This is a genomic window from Candidatus Aminicenantes bacterium (assembly GCA_026393855.1).
Taxonomy (GTDB): domain Bacteria; phylum Acidobacteriota; class Aminicenantia; order Aminicenantales; family UBA4085; genus UBA4085.
This window is the reverse complement of record JAPKZJ010000009.1, coordinates 40,183-65,881: the sequence shown is the minus strand read 5'-3', so window position 1 is coordinate 65,881 and position 25,699 is coordinate 40,183. Positions and strand designations below refer to the sequence as shown.

Annotated in this window: 20 protein-coding genes; 12 read left to right on the top strand and 8 right to left on the bottom strand. The window is 64.6% G+C overall.

Features of this window, described 5'->3' with window-relative positions:
* Positions 1-30: 30 nt before the first annotated feature.
* Positions 31-3,120, top strand: coding sequence for a TonB-dependent receptor (locus NTZ26_01120; GenBank protein MCX6559090.1), 3,090 nt, complete (start codon positions 31-33; stop codon positions 3,118-3,120).
* On the opposite strand, the gene NTZ26_01115 is transcribed toward NTZ26_01120, so the two are convergent.
* On the bottom strand, positions 3,117-4,076 hold the full coding sequence (locus tag NTZ26_01115) for a GWxTD domain-containing protein (GenBank protein MCX6559089.1): 960 nt from the start codon (positions 4,074-4,076) through the stop codon (positions 3,117-3,119). The genes NTZ26_01120 and NTZ26_01115 overlap by 4 nt on opposite strands.
* 17 nt (positions 4,077-4,093) lie before the next feature.
* On the bottom strand, positions 4,094-4,777 hold the full coding sequence (locus NTZ26_01110) for a GntR family transcriptional regulator (protein ID MCX6559088.1): 684 nt from the start codon (positions 4,775-4,777) through the stop codon (positions 4,094-4,096).
* A 128-nt stretch (positions 4,778-4,905) separates the two neighbouring features.
* Between NTZ26_01110 and NTZ26_01105 the strand changes: the two genes are divergently transcribed.
* Positions 4,906-5,631: an ABC transporter ATP-binding protein gene (locus NTZ26_01105; protein MCX6559087.1), complete on the top strand. Its 726-nt coding sequence runs from the start codon at positions 4,906-4,908 to the stop codon at positions 5,629-5,631.
* Positions 5,628-7,316, top strand: a complete 1,689-nt coding sequence (locus NTZ26_01100; protein ID MCX6559086.1) for a hypothetical protein — start codon at positions 5,628-5,630, stop codon at positions 7,314-7,316. Before NTZ26_01105 ends, NTZ26_01100 begins: the two co-directional genes overlap by 4 nt.
* Positions 7,317-7,697: 381 nt before the next feature.
* Here NTZ26_01100 and NTZ26_01095 read toward each other — a convergent pair whose 3' ends face one another.
* Positions 7,698-9,242 (bottom strand): solute:sodium symporter family transporter, encoded by a 1,545-nt coding sequence (locus tag NTZ26_01095; GenBank protein MCX6559085.1) that lies wholly within the window; start codon positions 9,240-9,242, stop codon positions 7,698-7,700.
* A gap of 142 nt (positions 9,243-9,384) precedes the next feature.
* On the opposite strand from NTZ26_01095, the gene NTZ26_01090 reads away from it, so the two are divergent.
* The 4 genes from NTZ26_01090 to NTZ26_01075 all read left to right on the top strand — a co-directional run bounded on the left by NTZ26_01090 (position 9,385) and on the right by NTZ26_01075 (position 12,555).
* Positions 9,385-10,464 (top strand): uroporphyrinogen-III decarboxylase-like protein, encoded by a 1,080-nt coding sequence (locus NTZ26_01090; protein MCX6559084.1) that lies wholly within the window; start codon positions 9,385-9,387, stop codon positions 10,462-10,464.
* Positions 10,461-11,258, top strand: a complete 798-nt coding sequence (locus tag NTZ26_01085) for a glutaminyl-peptide cyclotransferase (protein MCX6559083.1) — start codon at positions 10,461-10,463, stop codon at positions 11,256-11,258. The genes NTZ26_01090 and NTZ26_01085 overlap by 4 nt, the downstream gene beginning before the upstream one ends.
* A 126-nt stretch (positions 11,259-11,384) precedes the next feature.
* Positions 11,385-11,966, top strand: a complete 582-nt coding sequence (locus tag NTZ26_01080; protein ID MCX6559082.1) for a YdeI/OmpD-associated family protein — start codon at positions 11,385-11,387, stop codon at positions 11,964-11,966.
* Positions 11,967-12,234: 268 nt separating this feature from the next.
* Positions 12,235-12,555: a YbjQ family protein gene (locus NTZ26_01075; protein MCX6559081.1), complete on the top strand. Its 321-nt coding sequence runs from the start codon at positions 12,235-12,237 to the stop codon at positions 12,553-12,555.
* Position 12,556: 1 nt separating this feature from the next.
* On the opposite strand, the gene bfr is transcribed toward NTZ26_01075, so the two are convergent.
* Complete coding sequence (gene bfr, locus NTZ26_01070) at positions 12,557-13,021, bottom strand: bacterioferritin (GenBank protein MCX6559080.1); 465 nt, start codon at positions 13,019-13,021, stop codon at positions 12,557-12,559.
* 151 nt (positions 13,022-13,172) lie between these two features.
* Between bfr and NTZ26_01065 the strand changes: the two genes are divergently transcribed.
* From NTZ26_01065 to NTZ26_01045, 5 genes are all read left to right on the top strand, one after another.
* Entirely contained in the window at positions 13,173-14,267 is a 1,095-nt protein-coding gene (locus NTZ26_01065; GenBank protein ID MCX6559079.1) for a hypothetical protein, read from the top strand.
* Positions 14,264-15,607, top strand: coding sequence for an amino acid permease (locus NTZ26_01060; protein ID MCX6559078.1), 1,344 nt, complete (start codon positions 14,264-14,266; stop codon positions 15,605-15,607). Before NTZ26_01065 ends, NTZ26_01060 begins: the two co-directional genes overlap by 4 nt.
* A gap of 227 nt (positions 15,608-15,834) precedes the next feature.
* Positions 15,835-16,710, top strand: a complete 876-nt coding sequence (locus NTZ26_01055; protein ID MCX6559077.1) for an alpha/beta hydrolase — start codon at positions 15,835-15,837, stop codon at positions 16,708-16,710.
* A gap of 85 nt (positions 16,711-16,795) precedes the next feature.
* Entirely contained in the window at positions 16,796-17,536 is a 741-nt protein-coding gene (locus NTZ26_01050; protein ID MCX6559076.1) for a hypothetical protein, read from the top strand.
* 10 nt (positions 17,537-17,546) lie between these two features.
* Complete coding sequence (locus tag NTZ26_01045) at positions 17,547-19,136, top strand: hypothetical protein (protein MCX6559075.1); 1,590 nt, start codon at positions 17,547-17,549, stop codon at positions 19,134-19,136.
* Here the strand turns inward: NTZ26_01045 and NTZ26_01040 are convergent.
* The 4 genes from NTZ26_01040 to kdpA form a co-directional block, all read right to left on the bottom strand.
* A complete protein-coding gene (locus NTZ26_01040; GenBank protein ID MCX6559074.1) occupies positions 19,133-20,788 on the bottom strand; it encodes a PTS sugar transporter subunit IIA in 1,656 nt (551 codons plus the stop codon). The two genes, NTZ26_01045 and NTZ26_01040, sit on opposite strands and share 4 nt — an antisense overlap.
* Positions 20,785-21,411: a potassium-transporting ATPase subunit C gene (locus NTZ26_01035; protein MCX6559073.1), complete on the bottom strand. Its 627-nt coding sequence runs from the start codon at positions 21,409-21,411 to the stop codon at positions 20,785-20,787. The genes NTZ26_01040 and NTZ26_01035 overlap by 4 nt, the downstream gene beginning before the upstream one ends.
* A gap of 418 nt (positions 21,412-21,829) precedes the next feature.
* The gene (kdpB, locus tag NTZ26_01030; GenBank protein ID MCX6559072.1) at positions 21,830-23,914 is read right to left on the bottom strand and encodes a potassium-transporting ATPase subunit KdpB; all 2,085 of its coding nucleotides are present in this window, start codon (positions 23,912-23,914) and stop codon (positions 21,830-21,832) included.
* A gap of 7 nt (positions 23,915-23,921) precedes the next feature.
* Positions 23,922-25,601 carry a potassium-transporting ATPase subunit KdpA gene (gene kdpA, locus NTZ26_01025; protein ID MCX6559071.1) on the bottom strand — a complete coding sequence of 560 codons (1,680 nt, stop codon included), beginning with the start codon at positions 25,599-25,601 and terminating at the stop codon, positions 23,922-23,924.
* Between the last annotated feature and the right edge of the window lie 98 nt (positions 25,602-25,699).

Here is a 25,699-nt window from a genome sequence, read left to right as displayed (position 1 = left end):
ATGCGTGTATGAAAATAACGAGGAGATCTCATGAATAGAAGCACCCTGCGCGCCGTCATCCTCCTGTTCCTGGCCCTAAGCCTGGCGGGAACCCTTTCGGCCCAGAACCCGACCGCCTCTCTTCGGGGACGGATCACGGACCCCGCCGGGAAGCCCCTGGCCGGGGTCTCGATCCTAATCCTCAGCCCGTCCTTCCAGGGCCAAGCCGACGCCCTGACGGAGGGCAGCGGCGCGTTTGATTTTCTGGCCCTGCCCCCGGGTGTCTACGAGCTTCGGGCTGATCTGCCGGGCCATAGATCCATCGTCCGCAGAAATATCCTGCTGCGGGCGGGACGGACGGTCGAGCTCAAAATCGCCCTCGAACCTTCCGAGGTCGAGGACGACGCGATCGTCGCAACTCCCCTCCCCGGCATCGACGTCTTCTCCGCCCGAAGCGGCATCGTCCTCTCCTCCACTCTGCTGGAGGCGCTTCCCCTGCACCGCGACCTGCGCGACATCCAGGCCATGGCGCCGGGAGCCGTCGGCGAAGGCCGGCCCTTCGACCGGGCCGTCTCGATCCAGGGCGGCAGCGCGCGCGGGCAGAGCTACGTCCTCGACGGCGCCAGCCTGACCGATCCGTCTTCGGGCTTCCCCATCGGCAATCTCAACGTCGACATCATCGACCAGGTCGAGATCATCTCGACCGGCAAACCGGCCGCCGAAGAGCCGGGCCGGGGCGCCGCGATCCATCTCCTCAGCAAGTCGGGCGGCAACGCCTTCGCCGGCAGCTTGGGCTTCTACCTCTCGGGCTCGGCCCTGAGCTCGGATGGATTCGACGCCGCCGCCGTCCAAAGCTTGACGCTCGCCCCCTCGGACAAATACTTGAGCCTCAAGGATTTTTCCCTGAACCTGGGCGGGCCGCTCTGGGAAGATCGGGCCTGGTACTTTCTGAACGTGCGCCGCGCGTTCTCGACCCAGCCGAACCCCTATGACCCCGGCTCGCGCCTGGCCGGGCTGGGCGTCGGCGACGCCTCGAGCTTCGACCGCGACCAGTCCGAATGGATGTTTTTCCTTAAGGCCACCGTCAACGCCACGGAAAAGATCCGCTACACGGGCTCTTTCCATTGGGCCAACCTCTATCAACCCGTCGACGAGGCCTCCTTTGCCCCCGGCACGGCCTTCGACGCCACTTGGATCCTGGACCACGAAAACTCCTACGCCACCAGCCATCTCGTGACGTTCGACCTCTCGCCCAAGGTCCGGGTCGAGGTCCGCGGCACCTATATCGAGCGCGACGTGCCGCAGCTCTCGCGCGACAGCCTCGAGTACACGAGCGTCGATTTTTCGCGCCAGGTCACCTGGGGCGCCGCTCCCTACAGCATCAAGAACGCATTCAAGCGGTTGTCCGGCCAAGCCTCCATCACCGCCTTCCTGGATAGATTTCTCGGCGCCGACCACGTATTCAAAGCCGGCGGCGGGATCGAGCAATCCGATTCCACCCGCGATTGGTGGCGGTCCAACCCGTATTATTCGCTCTGGTATGACTGGGCGGCCGATAATCCCTACTACGTCGATCCGCTCAACAAAATCGGCCTCCTCCGCATGACCGCCGGTCCGGGAGCCGAGGCCTACTGGAATCCGCAGGACAGCTTCCGGCGCTTCTCGGCCTTCGTGGAGGACGGCATCAAGACCGGCCGCCTGGCCCTGAACCTGGGGCTGCGGTTGGACTACAGCCTGGAGTTCATGCCCGCCCAATCCAGGCCCGCTCTGAGCTTTAATTACGCACCCGAGCTGATCGCCGTCGACCTGGGCGACAACGACCTGCTGGGCGCGCTGATTCAGCGCTTCACCGACGCCGGCGTCAAATCGCCCTTCGATCTGGTGACGATTCCCTATAAGAAAATCGTGGAGTACCTGACCTTGGCGCCCCGGGCCGGCCTGTCCTTCGACATCTTCGGCGACGGGTCCACGGCCCTCAAACTCTCGTTTGCCCGGGATTACGAGTCCCTCTGGACGGGGCTTTACGGGACCGGCCACCTCTTCAATCCGCAGGTCGTCGAGTGGAACTGGTACGACCTCAACGGCGACAAGCACATGGACCTGCCCGGCACGGACGAATACGTCCTGACCTCCGCGGTCACCCAGGACACGGCCCTGAACATGTTCAGCTACGTCGACGCCTCCGGCGTCGAACACACCGTCAAGCCGCCCCGCCTGGACACGTTCACGGCGGCCCTGGAGCGCGAGGTCATGGCCGACCTCACCATCGGCGCCCAGTTCACCTTTCGTAAGACCTCGAACCTCATCTCGCTCATCGACACCGAGAACGGCTACGACCCGACGGCCCGGGACGAGAAGGGTCTCATCTGGCTGCCCATGACCGTGACCGATCCCGGCCGGGACGCCACGCTCGGCACGGCCGACGACAAGTCGCTGACGGTCTACGGACTGCGAGCCGACCGGCCGACGCCCAACTACCGGTATGCCAACATCCCCGAGGCCGAGCAGAAATACATGGCCGGCATCCTGACCTTCGACAAGCGCCTCTCGCACGGCTGGCAATTGGCCGGCTCCCTCGTCCTCAGCTCTTTCAAGGGCAATCTGGGCGCGGACGCGGCGGCCAGCTACGCCTCGACCTCTCGCTTCACCGATCCCAACGGCCTGACCAACGCCTCCGGCCCGCTCTGGCTGGACCGGCCGTTCCAGGCCAAGATCATGGCCGGCGTCCAGCTCCCCTACGAGTTCTTCCTGGGCGCGTATTTCCGGTACCTTTCGGGCGCCCCCTACGGTCGGAGCCTGGCCCGGGTCTACTTCCCGGAAGGCTACATGGGGTACGGAACACGCACGCCCTACGTGACCGTGGCGGCCGAGGCCTCGGGTGTCGGCCGCGAGCCGGCCTTCAGCAGCCTGGACCTCCGCCTCCAGCGCGGGTTCCGGATCGGCCGGGCCGGCAAGCTGGACCTCTACCTCGACGTCTTCAACCTGTTCGGCTCGAGCGCCCTGCTCGAAGACGCCGATCCGGCGGGCGTCCTGCGGTCGGACCTGTCGACGCCGACCTACACGGTCTCGTCGACGTACGGGTCCATTCTCTCCTATTACGGGGTCCGCTCGATCCGACTCGGAGCGAAAATTAATTTTTAATTGAAGTCGATCGACTTCTTCTGCGCTTCCTTGGAGGTCGCGTTGACGACCGTGATCACGAGCTGGTCCTTGCCTTGGCCCAGTTTGGCGATCCGGGCCTCGTCGAGGATGTCGACGGGAATATACATGGTGAACAGCTCCCCGCCCCGGGCCGCCAGCTCGGCCTCGGCCAGGCTGACCGGGAAGGACGCCTTGTTCTCGAAGAGAAGCTCCCGGCCCGCGGTCCGGACTTCGACGGCCACCTCGAAAGTCGTCCGCAGGGTCTTGGCCTCGGAAGTGAACCAAATGCCGCCGTACGGCAGGCGCAGCCGCAAGCGGGCCGCGATCCGCTTGGGCCCCCGCTCGGCGAACACCAGCTCGATCTCGTAATCGAAGCGCTTGGATCCGGGCTGGAGAATGCCGGGAGCCGGACGGCCGCCCTTGGAGGAAGCCGAGAGCTCGGCGATATTGAGCTCGCGGATCGGGGTCAGGTCGAAGGTCATCTGGCGGTAGCGGCCGGTGCACGACTGGTCGACAAAGACGACCGGGAAATTGGCGTAGAACCAGATCTCGCTGCAGCGGCTCTGGTTCTCGAACCCGGATGGCTGGGTCTGGCGCTCGGAGGGAGGCCCGTAGAGGATGTAGACGCGGCCGCGGTCGGTGGCGTAGCCCGGCTGGCCCTCGCCGGGGAAGAGCTTGGCCGCCGCTTCCACCCGGATTTCATATTCCACCCGCAGCTCGTTCTCCTCGGTCGTCGGGTCCGGGTCGCGCCGCTTCCAGAAGGCCTCGATGAAGGCCGGCTTGTCCGCATCCGGCGCGGCCAGGAAGTCCCGCCGCTCCTCCGAAGTGATCAGGTAGCGGACCTTGGCCAGGAACTCGGCGTTGGGCGGAGTCAGCTCCTTCTCCATCCGGTATACCGAACAAGCGGAGAAGAGCGCCGGAAGAAGGAGGATCCAAAGCAGGGTTCTCGACCTCATGGTGTCTCCTTACGGCGCTAGAGGGCGCTGGCCTTGGCGTAGTACCGGTTGATAAATTTCTCCTGCACGGCGAACGACCAGTGGGTGTTTCGGATATGGGCCGCCGCCTCTTCGCGCCGGCCGTCGCGGATCAGGGCTAGAAGCTCGGCGTGCTCGCCGATCGAGGCCTGCTCCCATTCCTTAACGAAGCCCTGAAGTCGGGGGAAGTCGTACAGCCGCTTCTTCAGCAGCCTGACCGTCTTTTTCAAGCCCTCGTTGTCCGAGAGCCCGAGGAAGACGTCGTGGAAAGCCAGGTTCTTGCGGTAATACAGGTCGAAATCGTCGCGGGCGATGGCGGCCTTCATCTCGGCGTTAAGTTTCTCCATTCGCCGAACCTCTTCCTCCCTTAGGCGGGGGAAGGCGGTCCCCAGGGCGGCGCTCTCCAGGGCCCCGATGATCTCGTAGAATTCGCGGATCTCGCGCAGGGTCAGGACGTTGACCACGATCTTGCGGCGCGGCAGGATGGTGACGAACCCCTCCATCTCGAGCTGGAGCAGCGCGTCGCGCAGAGGCGTTTTCGACACGCCCAGGCGCTTGGAGGTCTCCTCCATGTCGATGGCCGCTCCGGGGCGCAAGCCCCCCGTCCGCAGCTGCTCCCGCAGATGCTCGTAGACCTGCTCCTTGAGCGATTTGATGGTCAGAATGGGTTTCGGGTCCGTCAATCCGCCTCTCCGCCGGGACAATCCGCATCGCCAAGTATAAGCGAACGGGGAGGAGGGTTTCAACTTAGGGATGACCTTGGGGCGGGCTCGCGTCTGTGGGATAATACGCCGACGACAAGGAGATTCCGATGATCGACATCCGCAACGTCTCGAAGAGCTACGCCAAGGGTCGGGTCAAGGCCATCGACGACCTGACGCTGACCGTCCGGCCGGGCGAGATCTTCGGCTTTCTCGGCCCCAACGGCGCGGGCAAGACGACCACCATCAAGCTGATCGTCGGCCTGCTCCGGCCCGACAGCGGGACGATCGCCGTAGCCGGCTGGGACAACCAGCGCGATCCGCTGAAGGCCAAGGAAGTCACGACCTACGTGCCGGACACGCCCGAGATTTACGAGCGCCTGACCGGCCTCGAATACCTCAACTTCATCGGCGACGTCTACGGCGTGCCCAAGGCGGAGCGGATCGAGCGCATCCGCGAGTGGCTGGACGTCTTCGAGCTGTCTTCGGCCGTGTCCTCCCCCATCCAGAGCTACTCCCACGGCATGAAGCAGAAGATCGTGCTCATCGCCGCGCTTCTCCCCGCCCCCCAGGTCATGGTCCTGGACGAGCCCATGGTCGGCTTGGACGCCCGGGCCGCCCATCACATGAAGGAGATGATGCGGCGCCACTGCGATCAGGGCGGCACGCTCTTCTTCTCCACCCATATCATGGAGGTGGCCGAGCGGCTGTGCGACCGGATCGGGATCATCCACAAGGGCCGGCTGATCGCCTGCGGAACCATGCCCGAGCTGCGGGCCCTCAACGCGGCCGAGCAGTCGCTGGAATCGATCTTCCTGGAGCTGACGGACAAATGAGAAAGCTCCTCTGCCTTGTCCGGGTGGCGCTGCGGGTCAATTTCGGGTTATCCGTCCTGCGGCCGCGGGAGATCCTGAAGAAGAAGAAGGATCTTTGGATGGTTCCATTGATCGGGCTCGGGCTGGTCGGCTTGGCCCCCGTCCTGATCTATTATCTTAAGGGCCTGCGCTGGGTCTACAACCTGCTCGTCCCGATGGGCCAGCAGGCGGCCGTCCTGACCTTCGGCCTGCTGGCCGGTCAGTTCCTCATCCTCGTCTTCGGGTTTTACTATGTCATCTCCTCCTTCTATTTCTCACGCGACCTGGCGCTTCTCGTCCCTTTGCCGGTGACGCCGACCCAGGTTTTGCTGTCCAAGTTCACGGTCATTCTGGTCAACGAGTACATCACCGCGGCCCCGCTCGTCCTGCCGGTGCTCATCCAGTTCGGCCTGCTGGCCAAGGCCGGACCGCGCTACTGGATCGAGGCGGCGTTCGTCTACCTGCTGCTTCCGGTCATCCCGCTCTCGGTCGTCGCTCTTCTGGCCGTCGGACTGATGCGGACCGTCAATGTCGGCCGCAAGAAGGACTTTCTGATCGTGGCCGGGAGCCTGGTCCTGATGTCGGCCGCGCTGGGCGGACAGTATTGGCTTAGCCGCTCCATGGGTTCGTCGGTCGATCCGCAGGCCATCATCCGTCTGTTTACCTCGCCCGACGGACTGGTCCAGACCATCGGGGCCCGCTTCCCGCCGAGCGTTTGGGCCACCCGGGCCCTGGCCTTCGGCTTCCAGGCGCCCGGCCCGGTGGGAGCCTTCTTCTACCTGGGCTTCTCCCTGGGCCTGTTCGCAGGCATCATCGCCGTGGCCCGGCTCTTCTTTTACCGCGGGCTGATCGGCCTGAGCGAACGGACCTCACGGCGCAAGACGCTGACCCGGGGCCTCCTTGATCGCAAGGTCTCCGGCGGCCGGCGGCCGGTGCGCGCCCTTTTCCTGCGGGAGCTTCGAATCATGAACCGGACGCCGATCTTCCTGCTGAACGGCGTGCTCTCGGCCGTCCTCATCCCGATCGTCTTCGTGGTCATGGGCAAGACGGGGGGCGGGAGGGGCTCGGATTCGGCCCAGCTCGTCGGCCTCCTGGCCTCGGCCAAGCCGGCCACGGCCATGCTGGGAACAGCCCTGTTCATGACCATCTGCGCCTGCCTCAACGGAACGGCCTCGTCCTCCTTCTCGCGGGAGGGCGCGCAGTTCTGGATGTCCAAGATCATCCCGGTCGCCCCCCGCGATCAGGTCAAGGGCAAGCTCCTCCACTCTCTGACCATCGCCGGGCTCGGACTGATTGCCGCCGCGGCGGCCGGCGCCTTCGTCTTCGGGATCAAGCCCCTCTATCTGGCCGGGGCGCTGGCCGTGGCCTTGCCCGCGACCTTTCTCCTGACGGCGGTCAGTATGATGATCGACCTGGCCCGGCCGCTCCTCACCTGGACCAACCCGCAGAAGGCCATCAAGCAGAACCTGAACGTCCTGCTGGCCTTCTTCGCCGATGCGGGGGTCCTCTTTCTGGGCTTCTGGCTGGTCATGGCTTTGGTCAAGACGGGGATGGGGACGACCGCCCTGCTGGCGGTAGTCTTAGCCGTTTTCCTCGTCCTGGGCGGAGCGGCTTATGTCCTGCTGGCCGCCTTCGCCGAGCGGCGCTACCGGGCCATCGAGACCTGATCCATTCGCGGCGACAAATCCTGATTACCAAACGATCTTCGTCCAATTCCGGGGAGTTTCAGGCAGTTCGGGGTGTCGGCCGACGGCGAAATCGCGAGGGCGTCGCCTTTTTCCACAACTCTCTGAGGGAAGCCATCGGCCGCCGAGGGCTGTTTGAGCACGCAACCATCTAAGGGCATCGAAACGGAGTGGGTGGTCTCCAAGGCCGGGCGATCTCGAATGCGGAGTTCCGAGGCGCCGAAAAGAGCTGTGGGAAAAGGCGAGAAGAGCCCGAAGCCGCCCTCGCGAGGACTGTTGAAGCAACTGTCCTGGCGAGGACTATCAAAGCATTGCCGGGACGATACCCCGAACCGCCCTCCCCGGAATGGGGCAAGGTATTGATTACCAGAATATGATGTAAAGAACGACGGTGGCCGCGATCACGAGGGGCCCGAGCCATTTGACGGCCCGGGCGGGAGTCATGTCGAAGCCCTGCAGGACCGGCATCGTCACCGGGACTTTGAGCGGCTTGAGGGCGGTCATGACGGCCAGAACGACAAGCAACACCACGAAGGTGATGGCCATCCGGTTGAGGAACGCGATCGACCCGAACTTCCACATCAGCAGGCCGTAGATCGGGGCATTGAGAAGCAGCGAGACCACTCCGGCGGCGCGCGGCGCCTTCTTGACGAACAACCCGAAGACGAAGGCGGCCAGGATGCCGGGCGAGATGAAGCCCTGGAATTCTTGAATGTAATTGAAGATGCCCTTGAACTTGGGGTTGCCGAGCTGCGGGGCGATGAAGCAGACGGCGACGACGAAGACCAGGGTGGCCCAACGGCCCAGCCGGACGATCGTCTTCTGGCTGGCGTTCTTGTTGAAGTGCCGCTTGTAGATGTCCATGGTCAGCAGGGTGGCCACCGAATTGAGGAGCGACCCCAGAGTGCTGATGACCGCTCCGGCGATCGCCGCCAGGATGAATCCCCGGAGGCCGGGCCCGACCAGGTTTTTGATCAGGAGCGGATAGGCCTGGTCGGTCGTGGCGCCGGGGGCCGTGAGCTGGGCCTTGAACAACTGCCAGGAAATGATCCCGGGCATGATGATGATGAATGGGATGGTCAGCTTCAGGACCGCCGCAAACAAGATCCCGAGCTGGCCTTGCTTGAGGCTCTTGGCGGCCAAGGTCCGCTGGGTGATGAACTGATTCAGCCCCCAGTAATAGAAGTTCGGGATCCACAGCCCGATGACCAAGGTCGTCCAGGGGATGATGGGATGGTCGGACGGCATGATCATGTGGAGCTTGTCGGCGTTGGCCGCAGCGAAGGAGCTGACGCCTCCGACCGCCTTGAGCCCGATGATCAGGGTGACGAGGCCGCCTATGATTAAAGCCGAGCCTTGGAAAAGGTCGGCCCAGGCGATGGCCTTGAGGCCTCCCCAGGTCGTATAGACGGCGGCGATGACCCCGATCACCCAGACGGCCTGGGTCAGGTTGACGTCGAAGATCGTGTGCAGAGCCAGGGCGCCGGTGTACACGACCGCGGCAAAGCTGACCAAGACGTAGATGATCAGCAGATAGCCGGCCATGAGCCCCCGCGCAGCCGGGGTGTAGCGATACTCCAGGTATTCGGGAATGGTATAAATGCCGGCCTTGAGGAACTTGGGCAGGAAGAAGATGGCGACCATGACCAAAGTGATGGCGGCCATCCATTCGTAGCTGGCCACGGCCAGGCCGGCGCTCCCGGCCCCCTGCCCCGACATGCCCACGAACTGCTCCGTCGAGATATTGGCGGCGATCAGCGAGAATCCGATCAGCGGCCAGACCAGTCCGCGGCCGGCCAGGAAAAAGTCCTCGCCCGAGCGGCCTTTGCGGCTCTTGTACATGCTGACGCCGATGACAAGGGCGAAGAAAGCGACGAAGACGGAGATGTCGGCCCAGTGCAGATTCATGGACGGCTCCTTGGGCGGCCGGGATTGGCCGGGATGGACGCGCGGGAACGCTTGGCGATCACCGGCCATTATTATATCCGCCCGTCCGGGCTTGGCAACCGCCCGATTTCGAATACAATAAAGGAGCCGCCGGAGGAGCACGATGACCGAACGCGAAGTGGTTCTGGCCGCCCTGCGGGGTGAGCGCCCGCCCTACGTGCCTTGGTCGTTTCGGTTCACCCGCGAGGCCCGCGACGTTCTGCGGTCCCACTTTGGAACGGACGATGTCGAAGCGGCCGTCGGCAATCATATCCTGGAGCTGGGAAGCGATATCGGCTTCTTCGAAGACATCGGCCGCGGCCGGGTCCGGGACGCCTTCGGCGTCGTCTGGGACCGGACCGTAGACAAGGACATCGGCAACGTCGAGGGGACCGTCCTGCCCGGCCCCAGCCTGGCGGGCTACGCCTTTCCCGACCCGCTCGATCCCCGCTTCTTCGCCGACATCCCGGACAAGATCCGGCGCGCCCCGAACCGCTTCCGCCTTTTCTGCCTCGGATTTTCCCTCTTCGAGCGGGCCTGGACGCTGCGCGGACTGGAGAACCTGCTGGCCGACTTCGTCGAAAACCCCGATTTCGTCCGCGACCTGCTGAACGCCGTGGCCGATTATGCCGTGGCCCAGGTCCGGGCCGCCTTGCGTTACGACATCGACGCCGTCTATTTCGGGGACGACTGGGGCCACCAGACCGGCCTGATGCTGGGCCGCGCCAATTGGCGGGAGTTCATCAAGCCGGTGCTGGCCCGGATGTTCCGGGAAGTCACGGCCGCCGGCAAGCTCGTCTTTCTCCACTCCTGCGGCAAGGTCGACGAGCTGTTCGACGACCTGGCCGACATCGGGCTCTCCTGCTTCAATCCCTTCCAGCCCGAGGTCATGGACATCGCCGCCCACTATGCCGGCCGGCGCGGCCGCCTTTCATTCTGGGGCGGGCTGTCGACCCAAAAGACGCTGCCATTCGGGTCGGAGGCGGACGTGCGGCACGAGTCGGAGCGGCTGCTGGCCATGGGGGCCCGCGGCCACTACATCTTCGCCCCCGCCCACGCCGTGGAGGGCGACGTTCCCCTGGCCAATATACTGGCCTTCATCCGGGCCGCCCGGTCGCAGCCGGGAGCCCCGGGGTTCGACGACAAGCCTCGCCCGGTCCCCTGGTTCCGTCCGCCCGACGACGATGATATCATAGGCGTATGAACCGCGATCACCGATTGGCCCTGCCCGCCCTTTTGCTCCTGGCCCTCTCTGCCTGCGCGGCAGCGGTCCCCGCTCCCGACCCGCGGGCCGCCCCGAAGCGCTTCCGCTTCGAGATCGTGAAGGCCTACCCGCATGATCCCGCGGCCTACACGCAAGGCCTGCTCTGGTGGGAGGGCGTGCTCTACGAAAGCACGGGGCAATACGGCGAATCCACCCTTCGCAAGGTGGACCTGGAGACCGGCAAAGTCCTGCAAAAGATAAATCTGGATCCGCGCATCTTCGGCGAGGGACTGGCCTTGCTAGGGGATAAGCTCTTCCAGCTGACCTGGGAAGCAGGCCTCTGCTTCGTTTACGACCGGGCGTCCTTCAGGCGCCTGGCCTCGTTCACCTATGCCAGCGAGGGCTGGGGGCTGGCCGTCCTGGGCAAGGACCTGGTCATGAGCGACGGCTCGAGCGTGCTCACCGTCCGCGACCCCGAGTCCTTCGATCTATTGCGCCGCATCCGGGTCGAAGACGACCGGGGACCGGTTTATTCCTTGAACGAGCTCGAAGTGATCGACGGCGAGATCTATGCCAACGTCTATCAGACCGACCGGGTCGTCCTCATCGATCCCGAGTCCGGACGGGTCAAGGCCGAGGTCGACTTCAGCGGCCTACTGCCGGCCGCCGATCATCACCCGACCGTCGACGTCCTGAACGGCATCGCCTGGGACGCCAAGGGCAAACGGCTCTTCGTCACGGGCAAGAACTGGCCGCGTTTATTCCAGGTTAAGCTGGTACCCGCCGCGCGCTGAACGCGGGTTCAGCACGACTTCGTCAGTGTGATGACTGCAAAGCCCGCCATCGTTACGGCTCCGCCGGAGCGATGACGGCAAAGCCCGCGTTGACAGGCCGGCGGGCGCCCAGCTAAGATTCGGTCCATGAAGTCGCGCCTGTTCCGAACTGCGGCCGCTTGGCGGGCCTGGCTCGAGAAGAACCATAACCGGGAAAAGGAAATCTGGCTGGCCTATTACAAAAAGAGCGTCGGCAAGAAATCGGTCACCTATAAAGAGGCGCTGGACGAAGCGCTCTGCCACGGCTGGATTGACTCGACAGTGAACCGTCTGGACACCGAGCGCTACATGCAGCGGTGGACGCCTCGCAAGCCGCAGAGCATCTGGTCCGCCTCCAACAAGGCCAGGATCAAGACGCTCCTGGCCGAGGGCCGCATGGCCGAGTCCGGGCTGGCCGCCGTCCGGATCGCGAAAAAGAACAAATCCTGGAACAAACTCAACGACATCGAGCGGATCGGCCGCGGCGGCGGACCGCCCGGCCACGTGCTCGCCGCCATTTCATCCCGGCCGGAGCTGAGGGAGAAATTCGAAGCCCTGTCCGCCTCCAAGAAGAAGATGCTGTCCTATTGGGTGGCCAGCGCCAAGCGTCCCGAGACGCGGACCCGCCGGATCGCCGAGCTGGGCGACCTAATCGCGACCGGCCGCACACCCGGTTTCAAAGCCAAATAATCGGGGTACAGTATACGCAAGTCCCCAATTCATTCGTCCTGATAAATAGGGATGTACGTATCCTGTCCTCATTTTCAGATGAAAATGAGGATGATTCGGGCTTATACCCCATTTTGCAAGGAAGGAGAGAATAATGAAATGCCTGCGCTGCGGCAAAGACTTTCCGTCGATCTATTATTTCCAGGCTCCCGGCGTCTGCAACGAGTGCTACGACAAGCTGTCGGCCGAGGAGAAGGCCGCCGCACGCCGGCCGGCCGCCATCCAGGCCCTGACCACGACCGCCTTCACCATCGACGGCTTCAAGATCGTCAGGTCGCTGGGGATCGTGCGCGGCATCACCGTCCGCTCGCGCTCGCTCTTCGGCACCATCGGGGCCTCGCTGCAGACGATCGTCGGCGGCAACATCACCCTCTTCACCGACCTCTGCGAACAGACCCGCGAGGAGGCTTTCGAGATGATGGTCGCCCACGCCCAAGAGCGGGGGGCCAACGCCGTGATCGGCATCCGCTACGACGCCACCGAAGTCATGCAGGGCGTCAGCGAGGTGCTCTGCTACGGCACGGCCGTCGTCGTCGAGCCGGTCGGTTAAGTCAGACCTGGGTAGTCAGGAAGATCGGCAGGGTCATGTGGCCGATCTGGTCCTGCAGCTCCTCGATGCCGTCGATGTGGGCATCCTCGTCCTTGAGGATCCTCTCCAGCAGCTCGCGGGTGGCAAAGTCGGCGACCTTGCCGGCCAGCTCGATCCCCTTGTTGTAGCTCTTGATGGCGCCCATCTCGGCCTCGTGGTCGGAAAGGAGCATCTTGGGGATCTCGGCCCCGATGTGGATCGGGTTGAGCTTGGAGACGACGGGCATCCCATCCAGGAACAGGATGCGGCCGATCAGCGATTCGGCGTGCTTCATTTCGTCGACGGCCCGCTTCTCGAAATGCTTATGGAGCTTTTGGTAGCCCCAGTTGGCGCACATCTCGGAGTGGACCATGTACTGACTGACGGCGGTCAGCTCGTCGGCCAACAGGGCGTTCAGCGTAGCGATGAGTTGGGCGTTTCCCTTCATGCGGTTTCTCCTTGGCTTTGGGATGACCCTTTTATTATACCACCATTTGTTGATAGGAATAGGAGGAACTTCGCCAGGGAAAGACCCGGCGCCGGCTCCTGCGGAACGCCGCTTGTCTGTGATAGACTGAACCGGACGCCAAGCCATTCCGATGAACACAGCGCCCCTTCGCGGACCCGCCGCCATCCTGGCCGCCGCCCTGGCGCTCGCCGCGGCCGCGCCGGTCCCTCCCCAGCCCGGCCGCGCCGCCGGATTCGCCTGGACCCCGCTGGCGACGATCCGCGAGCCGGCCTGGGCCTGGGGGTCGGAAGCCCAGACGGCTTTCGAGGGGACCCGGATGTACGTCCCCAACGGATATCCGGGGCTCGCGGCCTACGACCTCGCCGATCCGGGAGCGCCCCGGCTGCTGTTCCGGCTCTCGTCGTTCGAGCTCGGCGGCCAAGCGGGCGCCGTCGCGGCCAAAGGATCCCGCGTCTACGTCGCCCTCCCCGACCGGGCTCAGATCGCCGTCCTAGAGATCGACGCCTCCGGCCGGCCCCGAATCCTCGCCCGCTTCGACTCCTCCCCCGCGGTCGAGCAAATGGAGGTCCGGGGGAGCCTGCTTTTCGTCCAGGCCGGAAGCTACAACTACTATCCCGGCGGAGCGTACGTCTACGACCTGACCCGCAATCCTCCCAAGCCCGCGGGCCTCTACCCCGCCAATCTGGTCGACCCCGGTTTCGCAGTGACGGATGACGGAGTCGTCCTGCTCGCCCGCACGCCCGCTAACGACGGGGCGCCGACCCGGCTCGACATCGTCGACTTGAGTCGCCCGTTCCGGATCGCCCCGCTGGCCCGTTGGCTTTCGCCCTATCCGGGGAACATCGTCGATCTGGACGTCCGGGAGGGCTCGATTTACGCCGCCGCCTACTGGGGCGGCCTCTGGGTGCTCGCGGCCGGCGATTTGTCGCGGCCGCGGCTTCGGTCCCGTTTCGATTGGGACGAGCCCAGGCTCTACTCTCTGGGCGTCCGGGCCTGGCCTCCCTTCGTCGTGCTTGGCGTGGGCGGGCCCGAGCCGGGCGACCAGAAGTTCGTCGTTTATAAGGAGACGCCGTCGGGATTCGAGGTCGTGGCCGAGGTCCAAGCCGAGGCGCACGTCCACTCGGTCGCCCGCAGCGGTCGGCTCCTCGTCCTGGTCGAGATCGAACCCGCGGGGCCGAATCCCAACCCGCATAAGATCCTCCGCATCTACGAGGTCCAGCCATGAGCAAATTGGAAGGCAATCTCTCCCTGTATGGATTGACCATGGTCGCCATCGGGGCCTGCATCGGCTCCGGCATCTTCTTGAGCCCATCGCTCGTGGCCGGCTATCTCTCCTCGCCGCTTCTCATCCTCCTCGTCTGGGGGCTGGGGCTCCTCCACGCCCTGACCGGCTCGCTGACCTTCGCCGAGCTGGGGGCCATGCTGCCCAAGGCCGGCGGCCAGTATGCCTACCTCAAGGAGATCTTCGGACCGCTCGTCGCCTTCCTTTACGCCTGGGTCACGTTCGTCGTCATCAACGGCTCGGGCATCGCCGCCTTGAGCCTGACCTTCGCCAAATACACGGCTTTCATCGTGCGCCTCTCCCCGACAGGGACGCTTGTCCTGGGCGCCGCCGCGATCGCGGTCATGGCCGCGGTCAACGTGGTCGGGACGAAGTTCTCCGACCTGGCGGCCAAGATCTTCAGCGGGCTCAAGCTGGGCGGGCTGGCCCTGATTATCGGGGTCGGGCTGTTTATGGGATCGCCGGCCCGGACGGGAATCCGCCTCAATTTCCATTCCGTCTCCACGACCGACCCCGGCATCGGCTGGGCGGGCGCCTTCGGCCTAGCCTTCGTCGGCGTCTACTTCTCCGTCGGCGGCTGGCAGCACGCCTCCTACCTGGCGGGTGAGGCGCGCAACCCGCGCCGTACCGTGCCGCGGGCCATGATTTTAGGGGCCATCGTGGTGGGGCTTGTCTACTGGCTGGCCAACCTGGGCTATCTGTTCCTTCTGCCCGTGGGCCGCATTGCCGGCTCCTCGGGTGTGGCCGCCGATGCCCTGCAGACCGTGCTCCCCTTCGGGGCGATCCTGATTGCGATCATGATCTCTCTCTCCGCCCTGGGCACGGTCGGCATCAACACCTACTCCGTGCCGCGGATCTTCTACGCCCTGGCCGACGACGGGCTGTTCTTTCCCGCTTTCGCCCGGGTCCATCCGCGCTTCAAGACCCCGGCCAACGCCATCGTCCTGCAGTCGGCTTGGGCGGTCGTGCTCCTGCTCGTCTGGGGCACGTTCGCCAACATCATCACCTACCTCGTTTTTATGGACGGCATCTTCATGCTGCTGACGGGCATCGGGATCATGAAGCTGCGCCGGACGCGGCCCACGGCCGACCGGCCCTACCGGACCCTAGGCTACCCGCTGACCCCGATCCTGTTCATCCTGATGTCGCTCTTCTTCGTCGGCGCCACCCTGCTGGAGAAGCCCGTCCAGGCCTTGGCCGCGTGCGGGGCCTGCCTCCTCGGCTTGCCGTTCTATTTCTATTTCCGGGGCAAGAAGCGGGCGGCGGAGCGCTTGTCCGCCTGACGGAAACGGGGAATCGGCCGGGGACCGCAGACGGCTTCGGCTGATTTCAGTGGGCACCTTCTCCTTTGCCGGCAGCCGATTCGAACGGGCCATTGTAAGCTTTCGCCCTGGTGAGGACGTTATAACTGGAGGAGCGGATGAACACATATCGGGCGGGCGGAGGCAACGGACTATCGAAGCGCCCGGCCCGGGGAATTCACTGCGAAACCAGCTTGGAGAAAACACAAATGAGAAGACTCACGGTCGCTTTATGCGTTCTGGCTTTGATGGCCGCCCAGTCATTTTCACGGCCCTGGGATGAAGCCTCGGCCCTTGAAGTCGCTTCCGGGTACGTCAACGTCGAGGGCGGGCGGCTGTTTTATGAGCAAGCCGGTGAAGGCCAAAACATCGTTCTATTGCATGACGGGATGGTCGACCGGGAAGTCTGGGACGCGCAATTCCCCGTCCTGGCCAAGAATTACAGAGTCGTCAGGTACGATCGCCGCGCCTACGGCAAATCGTCCGACCCGCAAGCTCCCTACTCGGACATCGAGGACCTCAATCGGCTATTCACTCAATTAAAGATCGATCGGGCGACCCTATTCGGCATGTCCTCCGGCGGTGCGCTGGCCCTGGATTTCACCTTGAAGCACCCCGAAAAAGTATCGGCCTTGGTCCTGGTCGGAGCCGTCGTTTACGGCTACAAATATTCCTCTCACATGATGACTCGCGGGGGCCATATGAAATCGCGAGCGGAGCTGTCCGATCCGCACAAGATGATCCGGTATTTCGGCCGGGAGGATCCCTACGAAATCTATGCCGAAAACACCAAGGCCAAGGAAATATTCGTGAAATTGATGGAGGCCAACATCCATCAGCCCAAGGGCGAGTTCTACAAACCGGCCGATAGACCCGCCGCCAAGTTTCTTTCGGAGATCAAGGTCCCGGCCTTGGTGCTGGTCGGCGAATACGACATCCCGGATGTTCACGCGCACGCCGGGGTCATCGAATTCGGCATTCCCGACGCGCGGCGGGAGATCATTCTCAAATCCGGTCATCTCATTCCGTTGGAGCAGCCCGAAGCCTTTAATACGGCCGTCCTGAATTTTTTAAATGGAAAATAGATCCACTCCCGCCGCTCCGCCGGGCGGCCGCGTTTCGATTCGTCCGGCCGCCGACGTTTGACAATAGGATTTCCGGATTTGGAGGATGGGTATAAAGAAAATAATCGCCGCGGCGGTTCTTTTAGGGCTCGGGACAGCCGCCCTGGCCGTTCCGGCTTCGGCCGACGACCATATCCTGGCGGAATCGCGCCGCAGCTATATGGGCCGGACCTACCCGCCCCAGACGAGCGAAATCTGGATCGGCGCGGACAAAGTTTATGCCCGAGCCGGCGCTGTCACGACGATCGACCGCTACGACTTGGGCAAGCGCTGGGTGCTCAACGTCCGGACGATGAAATACCTGGAGGAAATGCTCGGCGCCCCGGTCGTTCCGGAAGCCGAAGACAAGGGCCCCCTCCGCGTCCAAGAGCTCGGCTGGAGCTATGCGCCCTCGTATATCTGGACGGGGAAAATGACGGGCGAGGACAAGGTCATCGACGGCCGGACCTGCGTCAAAGCCCTCCTGACCGGAGTCGCCGAGTACGCCGAAGAGACGCGGGAGATCTGGTTGGCCAAGGACGTCCCGATCGACGCCCGCAAATATTTCCAGAGACTCATCGCGCCCGGGCTCGACGGAACCCTGGCCCGCGTCTACGGGAAAACCTCCGCGCTCCGCGACCGCCTACCGATCCGTTCCATCGTCACCCAGGAACCGCCCATCGCCGGGCGGACGGTTTGGGAGAACGTAATGACCAAGATCGAAACGGCCGCGCCGCCGGCCGGGATCTACGATGTCCCGCCGGCTTTTGTCAAGGCGGCAAACCGCGACGAGTGGCTGGGGCAATGAGGAGGAGGCCATGAGACCCCCGCGCCTGATCATCGTCCTTGCCGCTCTGCTCGGGCTGGCCGGCCTGGCCGCTTCAGCCGCTCCCCCCGCTCCGGACCTGCCCGAATACCTCAGGGTCGAGCTCAAGCGGTTGGAGGAGACCTGGAACATCCTCGACCAATACGCGGCCCGGGTTTGGCCGGGCTGGACAGGCTACCGCGACGTCCCCTTTCTGTTCGAATACGCCAACGGCGTCCGCCTGCTGGTCGGCCATCCCAGCCCGATGCAGGGATTCGAGGTCGTCCCGGGGCTCGAAGTGCAAGGCAAAAAGGTTTACCTGGACCGCCGGCAAGAAATCCCGCTCGACCTCAGGCCGCCGATTCTCGGGGGCGGGGGCCCCCTGATAATGGGCAGCGAAAGGATGGTCAACACCGTCCGCTTGCACATGAGCGCGCTCCCCCCGGCCGCCGAGCCGACCGGCAAAACGGAAGAGAGCCCGGCCGTTAACCCCAGGGACAGCGAGAATCAGATTCTGATCAATATCCACGAGCTCTTCCACTGCTTCCAACACAATGTTTACCGCTACCGCTTCGGCAACCTGCAGACGAACACCGACGCGGACTATGCCGTCTACTCCGAGATCGAAGGGCTGGCCCTGGAGAAGGCTTGGCTCGCCCCGGAACCGGCCGAGGTCAGGGCCCGGGCTGCCGACTTCCTGGCCGCCCGGCGGCTGAAACGAGCCGCCTCCATGACCGCGCTCGAGGCCAACCAGGAATCCGAGGACGACTTGATAGAGGGCACGGCCGTCTATTCGACCACTCGGACGCTGGAGCTGATGAAAGAGGGCGGCTACAAACCCCTCGTCGGGAAGGCGGACGACCCATGGTTCGCCGGCTTCGCGAACGCCGGCGCCTACTTCGACAAGGAGATCAAGGCTCTGATCGAAGCACGCGGCAAATCCATGGAAGCCAAGACGAAATGCTACCAGTACGGCAGCTTCCAGGCGCTTCTGCTGTCGCGGCTCTTTCCGGGTTGGCAGGTTGGCTTCTTTCAGAGCCAGAAGCTCTTGGCCGGCGATCTGCTGACCAGGCTCGGCCTTTCGGACGAAGACCTCGCCGCGGCCGGCGAAGGGTTGAAGGATCGCTATCCGCTGGCCGAGCTGCGCAAGAAACACGGCGACGTGATCGCCAAGCGGGACGAAGCCTGGTGTCGGGTCCAGCGCCGCAAGGGGCGGGCCTTCATCGTCGACTTCAAGCCGGCGGGAGAGTACCTCAACCCCTTGGCGCCGGGCCCCGTCTACGACCTCGGCCTGGTCCACATCTTTCCCGACGGCATTGAAGCCGTCAAGGTCCAGGACGTTCTATTCAGCGGCGCCAAAACCCCAATCGTCCAGGACCAACTCTACTATGTCAAGTGGGTGGACGCCGAAAGAAAATTCGGGGGCAAGGGGTACAAGCTGACCAGCGCCGGCAAGGAGGGCAAGGACGTCTATGTGGACGCTCAGATCTGGACCGGCGGCTTCACTCTTAAGGCGCCCAAGATCCGCGTTCAGGAGACCAAGGACTTCGTCAAGATCACGATCCTGGAGAAGATCCGGACCCCGGCCGAAGCGCGGCGCTAGGCGCCTAGAAGGGTGGCCCGAACCCGATCGACGATCTCGCGCGGGTTCGGCGCCGCCGCCAACCCCTGCATGAAAGCGTCGTCGCGGGCCATCGACCCCAGTTCGGCCAGGAGCCGGACATGGCAATCACTTGGCTGGACCGGAGAGAGAAGCAGGAAGACGATCCTGACGACGCGGCCGGTCTCGGGTTCGTGGATCCCTTTCGCGGCCGAAGCCACGCCCAGAATCGGCTCGTCCAATCCCTCGATCCTGGCGTGCGGCAAAGCCAGGTCCTCGGCCAAATAAGTGGACCCCTGGGCTTCCCGCGAACGCAAGATGTCCCAGACTCTGGCCTCATCGATGCCGGGACTTCCGGCCAGAGCCTGGTGCAGGAGCTTGCGGTAAGCTTCCTCCTTGGCCATCGGCTCCCGCCAGATCACGGCCCGGATCGACGCCTGCTCGAAGGCCGACTTCGAAGCCGGGCGGCTGTCTTCCATCGCTTCGCGCACCAAGGGCGCCGCCCCCTCGCCGACCGTTCCGATCGCCTCGACGCGGTTGTCGGCGACGACCACCGTCAAGCCCCGCGCTTGCCGGATCAGGCATTCGGCGACGTCGCGGCGGCCGATCAGCCGTTTCATCCGGGAGACCGGGCGTGGCCGGCCGATGACGATGTGGCCGATCCGGTATTCCCGGGCGAAGCGGAGGATGGTCTCGACGACGTTCTCCCCTTTGTACGTAAATACAGTCGCCCCCAAGCGCCGGGCGAGGGCCAGAGTATTGGAAAGGATCCGCTGGGTCTGGGCGTCGATCAGCTCGGGGTTCTCGTTGGGCGTCTGGACGTAGAGCGCGTACCAATTGCGGTTCAAACGCCCGGCCAGGCGAGAGCCGTATCGCAGCAGCGCCTCGCTGTTCGGCCCCCTCGATCCCAGGCAGACCAGGACCTGATCCAATCCGGATCGTGATTCCTCGTGGCCGGGATCGCGGCGCCGGACGTCGATCTGGGAGGCCAGCTCGCGCAGGGTCAGCTCACGCAGTTGCTCCAGGTTTTCGGCCCGGAAGAAGGAGGCCAGGGCCGAGGAGATCCGCTCGCGCGGATAGATCTTGCCTTCGCCCAACCGCTTGAGCAGATCCTCGGTCGTCACGTCGACATTGACGATCTGATCGGCGTCGAGGACGATCTTATCGGGCACCCGCTCCCGGACTTTGACCCCCACCGCCCCCTCGACCATGTTATAGAGGCTTTCCAGATGCTGGATGTTGAGGGTGGAGACGACATGGATGCCGGCGGCCAGAATCTCCTCGACGTCCTGGAATCGCTTCTCGTTGCGGCCTCCGGGGACGTTGGTATGGGCCAGCTCGTCCACCAGGACGACGGCGGGCCGCCGGGCCAGAACCGCGTCCAGGTCCATCTCCTCAAGATCAATGCCCCGATAGGGAGTTTTGCGCCGGGGCACGGCCTCCAGGCCGGCGGTCAAGGCCTGCGTCTCGGCCCGGCCGTGGGGCTCGACGTAGCCGATGACGACGTCGATTCCTTCGGCCGCCAGGCGGTGGCCGTCCTGCAGCATCTGGAAGGTCTTACCCACGCCGGCGCAATAGCCGAGGTAGATCTTGAGCTTCCCCCGCTGCGATCTCCGGATCAGGCGTAAAAAGCTGTCGGCTCGATTTCCGATCATCGTGCCTCCTTCCGCGCCGGGGCCGCCGCAACGGGCGGACGGCCGAAGCGCTCGTCCAAAGTTCTATTCAAGCCCAGGACATTGACCAACGGGGCCTGGCCGCGGCCCTCGCGCCGGGCGCGGGACCAGGCCCGCAGCCAATCCCGGAGGATGGCGGGTTCGAGACGGCGAGCCGCCGCCACGCGATCGATCTGGAATTCCGCGCCGGCCAGGGTGATGTGGGGATCAAGCCCGCTGCCGGAAGCGGCCAGGAGGTCGACCGGGACGGGATTCGCGGTTGTCCCACCAAGCTCCGCGATCCGCGCCTTCACCCGGGCCGCCAAATCCGGGCTTCCGGGCGGGAGGTTGCTCCCACCAGCCGCCGAAGCGTTGAAGTCGACGGCCGAGGGCCGCGGCCAAAAGTATTCCGGCCGGCTGAACTTCTGGGCCATCAATGCGCTGCCGACGACGGCTCCGGCCGCATCGCGCACCAGCCATCCGGCGGCGGCGGAAGGGACCACCGCCTTCCCCAGACCGCCGAGGAGCACGGGGTAAATCCCGCCCAGGACCACCAACGAGACGGCGGCGATCCGCAGCGAAGCCGCCGTCTCCCGAATCCATTCGGCCCCTTTTTTTTGGATCATCTCCCAACTCCGTGATAACAACGCGGAAGGGGATATCGGCCAACGGCGAAATTGCAAGGCCGGCGCCTTTTTCCATAGTTCTCTGAGGGAACCTGGCTTATGCCAGGCGCCGAGGGCTGTTTGAGCACGCGACAATCTAACGGATCTGAAACAAAATGGGGGGGCTCCATGACCGGAAAATCTCGAATGCGGAGTTCCGCCCTCGCGGGGACTTTCGAGGCGACGCCCCGACGAGGACTGCGAAGCGCTGAGGCGCCGAGCGGATTGGCCGGGCCGATCAATGCGCCGTCGATAGCGTTCGGATCAAGGATTATAGGAATTCCGATCACGGCGCATAGCATCGTTGCCCCCGACGGTGATCCCCGGCCGCGTATCCCGGAGCCGGGAGATGAACCTTTTCTTTTAATCATGATTCGCCTCAAAAAAGCCCTGCCCAGCCCATCATCCAATCGATCAGCTTAATGCCCAGAAAAGGCGCTATAAGACCGCCCAATCCATAGACGAGGAGATTGCGCCGCAACAGGGCTTCGCCGCCGCGCGGCCTGTATCGGACGCCCCGCAGGGCCAAGGGAATGAGGGCGGGAATGATCAGGGCATTGAAGATCAGCGCCGACAACACGGCGCTCTGGGGTGTGGCCAGGCCCATGATGTTGAGAATACCCAGGCGCGGCACGGCCAAGCGGAAAATGGCCGGGATGATGGCGAAATACTTGGCCACATCGTTGGCCACCGAAAACGTCGTCATCGCCCCCCGGGTGATGAGAAGCTGCTTGCCGATCTCGATGACCTCGATCAGCTTGGTCGGATCGTTGTCCAGGTCGACCATGTTCCCGGCTTCCTTGGCCGCCTGGGTGCCCGAGTTCATGGCCACTCCGATGTCGGCCTGGGCCAGGGCGGGGGCGTCATTGGTCCCATCGCCCATCATCGAGACCAAGCGGCCGGCCTTCTGTTCGCGCCGGATGAAGTCCAGCTTGTCCTCGGGCTTGGCCTCGGCCAAGTAACCGTCCACCCCCGCTTCGGCGGCGATGGCGGCGGCCGTCAGCGGATTGTCGCCGGTGACCATGATGACCCGCAGGCCCATGGCCCGCAGGCGGACAAAGCGGTCGCGGATGCCGGGCTTGAGGACGTCCGACAGCGAGACGACTCCTAGAGCCCGCGGCCCAGCCGATACGACGATCGGCGTCCGGCCGCCGCGGGCCACGACAGCGACGGCCTCCCGCAGGGCGGGGGGAATCGGACCGCCGCGGCGGCGGATATCGGACTCGATGGCGTCGGCCGCGCCCTTGCGGAAGGACCGACCGTCCAACGCGTCCAGGCCGGAAAGCCTTGTTTCAGCGCTGAAAGGAATGAGCAAGGCATCAGCCGGCGGGCGGGGCATCGAAGCGCCGAGCGTCAGCTCGCCCAGGCGGACGATGGATCGGCCCTCGGGCGTGGGGTCGCCGAACGAGGCGATGACGGCCGCCTCCGCCAGCTCGGCCTTGGCGACGCCGGCCAAGGGGAAGAACTCCACCGCCTGGCGGTCGCCGACGGTGATCGTCCCTGTCTTGTCCAACAGGAGAGTGTCGATATCGCCGGCCAGCTCGACGGCCTTGCCGCTCTTGGCCACCACGTTGGCCGCCAAGGCCCTGTCCATGCCGGCCAGACCGATAGCCGCCAGGAGGGCGCCGATCGTGGTTGGAATAAGGCAGACCAGCAGGGCGACGAGCGTCGGGACGGGAATCCGGACGCCGAAAGCCCGACCGATCGGGCCCAAGGCGCCGGTCACCAGAAGGAAGGCCAGCGTCAATCCGGCCAGGGTCACGGTCAAGGCCAGCTCGTTGGGCGTCTTCTGGCGGGATGCGCCCTCGACCAGGGCGATCATCCGGTCGAGAAAGGATTCGCCCGCCCCGGCCGTAATGCGGACGACGATGCCGTCCGAGAGGACGCGTGTCCCCCCGGTGACGCCCGAGCGGTCCGTTCCGGCTTCGCGGACGACGGGAGCGGATTCGCCCGTGATCGCCGACTCGTCCACGGTGGCGATCCCCTCCACGACCTCGCCGTCGCCGGGGATGATCTCTCCCGCCCGTACGATCACGAGGTCGCCGCGGCGAAGGGACTCGGAGAGAACGGACTCCTCGCCGGACGCGGTCCGGCGGCGGGCTTGAGTCGACTGGCGGGTCTTGCGCAACCCCTCGGCCTGGGCCCGTCCGCGGGCTTCGGCCAGGGCCTCGGCGAAGTTGGCGAACAGGACCGTCAGCCAGAGGACGGAAACGACGGCCAGGGTGTAAGCGAATCCGTCCGCCCGGCCAGTGGAACGATCGAAAAGCGCCACAGTGGAGACGAAGGCCCCCATCTCGGTTACGAACATGACCGGGTTGCGGGCCATGCGCCGGGGCGCCAGCATCCGGAAGGCCTCGCCGGCCGCAGCCCTTGTTTGGGCGGGATCGAACAGCCGGGCCGCGGCCTTGGCTCGGATCTCCTTGCGGGGATTCCGCTTGATGATCGGTCCGGCGGCGGCTCTCATCTTTCCCTCATCGTCCCGGGCCGGCCAGAATCTCCGTCACCGGACCGAGGACGGCGACAGGCATGAACAGCAGAGCCCCCACCAGGAGGACCGTCCCCAATAGGATGAAACCGAACAGCGGCGTATCGATGCGGAACGAGCCCGCGGTCTCGGGCGTGGGAGCCTTGGCGGCGAGCCGGCCGCCGATAAGGAGCGGCAGGACGATCGGCAGATAGCGCCCGATCATCATGACCGCAGCGCTGGCCAGATTCCAGGCCGCGGTGCCGTCGGCCAAGCCCTCCAGGCCGGAACCGTTATTAGCCGAGGCCGAAGTGAACTCGTAGAGGATCCGGCTGAAGCCGTGAGCGCCCAGGGGAGGCGAGAACCCGGCCAGCCTGGGGATGGCCGTGAATAAGACCGTCCCGCCCAGGATCAAGATCGGATGCACGAGGAGTCCGAACAGGGCCAGCTTCATTTCCGGAGTTTCAATCTTGCGCGACATATACTCCGGCGTCCGCCCGACCATCAGACCGCAGATGAAGACCCCGATGACGATATAGAGGAACATGTTGATGAAGCCGACTCCGACCCCGCCGAAGGCGACGTTCGTCCACATCCCGACGAGGAGAATGAGGACCGTGGCGGGATGATGGCTGTCCAGCATGCCGTTGACCGATCCGTTGCCCAGGGAAGCCGTCAGGGCGGACCAAAACGGCCCCGCCCCGGATCCGAAACGCAGCTCCTGGCCCTCCCAATTCAGGCTCGCCGGCGCGGCCGCGGGAACGCGGAACACCGGGGAAGGGCGCATCTCCAGCCCCAAGCAGAGGGTGACGTTCACTAAGATCAGGACGGCCATAACCCCGAAGACGACGGCGGCATGGCGGCGCCGCCGGGTCATCCGGCCGAACATCCAGACGCAGGCCATCGGAAGGATCAGCATGGCCAGCATTTCGATGAGGTTGGTCAGCCCGGTCGGGTTTTCAAAGGGATGGGCGGAGTTGGGACCGAAATATCCGCCGCCGTTGGAGCCGATTTGCTTGATGGCCTCGAAGGCGGCCACGGGGCCGCGGGAGATCGTCTGGATCCCCCCTTCCAGCGTCCGAGCCGTCACGGCGCCGCCCCAAGTCATCGGCACGCCGCCCAGAACGAGAACGGCTCCGCCTACAAGCGACAGCGGGAGCAAGACGAAGAGCGCGGCCGAAACGACGTCGCGAAGGAAGTTGCCGACCTTGACGCGGCCGGACAAGCCGCGGGCCAGGGCAGCCAAGGCGGCCAAGCCGGTCGCGGCCGAGAGGAACTGGAGGACCATCAGGCCGTAGATCTGGGCCGCCGGGCTCAATGTGGCCTCGCCGGAATAATGTTGCAGGTTGGTGTTGGTGACGAAAGAAGAGGCGATGTGGAAGATGAGGTGAAAAGACAACCGGCCTTTATGGTCGGGGTTCCCCGGCAGGACGGCTTGCAAGGACAGGATCAGGACGACCAGGACAAAGAGAACGGCGTTGAAAACCAGAAGCGACCGGATGTAGCGGCCGGCCGACTGATCCTCGTCGACGGCCCGGCCGCCGACCGCGCGCAGAATCCGAGCCCGCAGGCCGGTCCCGGCCGCCTCGGGGGAGGGCGATTCGAAGACGACCGCCATCCAACGGCCCAGCGGAAAAGACAGGGCCGACGCGCCCAGCAGAATGACGGCCATCGTCATCAGACTCATGAGATCTCCGCAACGATTCTAGAATTTCTCCGGGTCGATCAGGGCGTAAAACAAGTACGCCAGGCTGAAGACAAAAAGAAGGAGGGCCAGCCATCCGG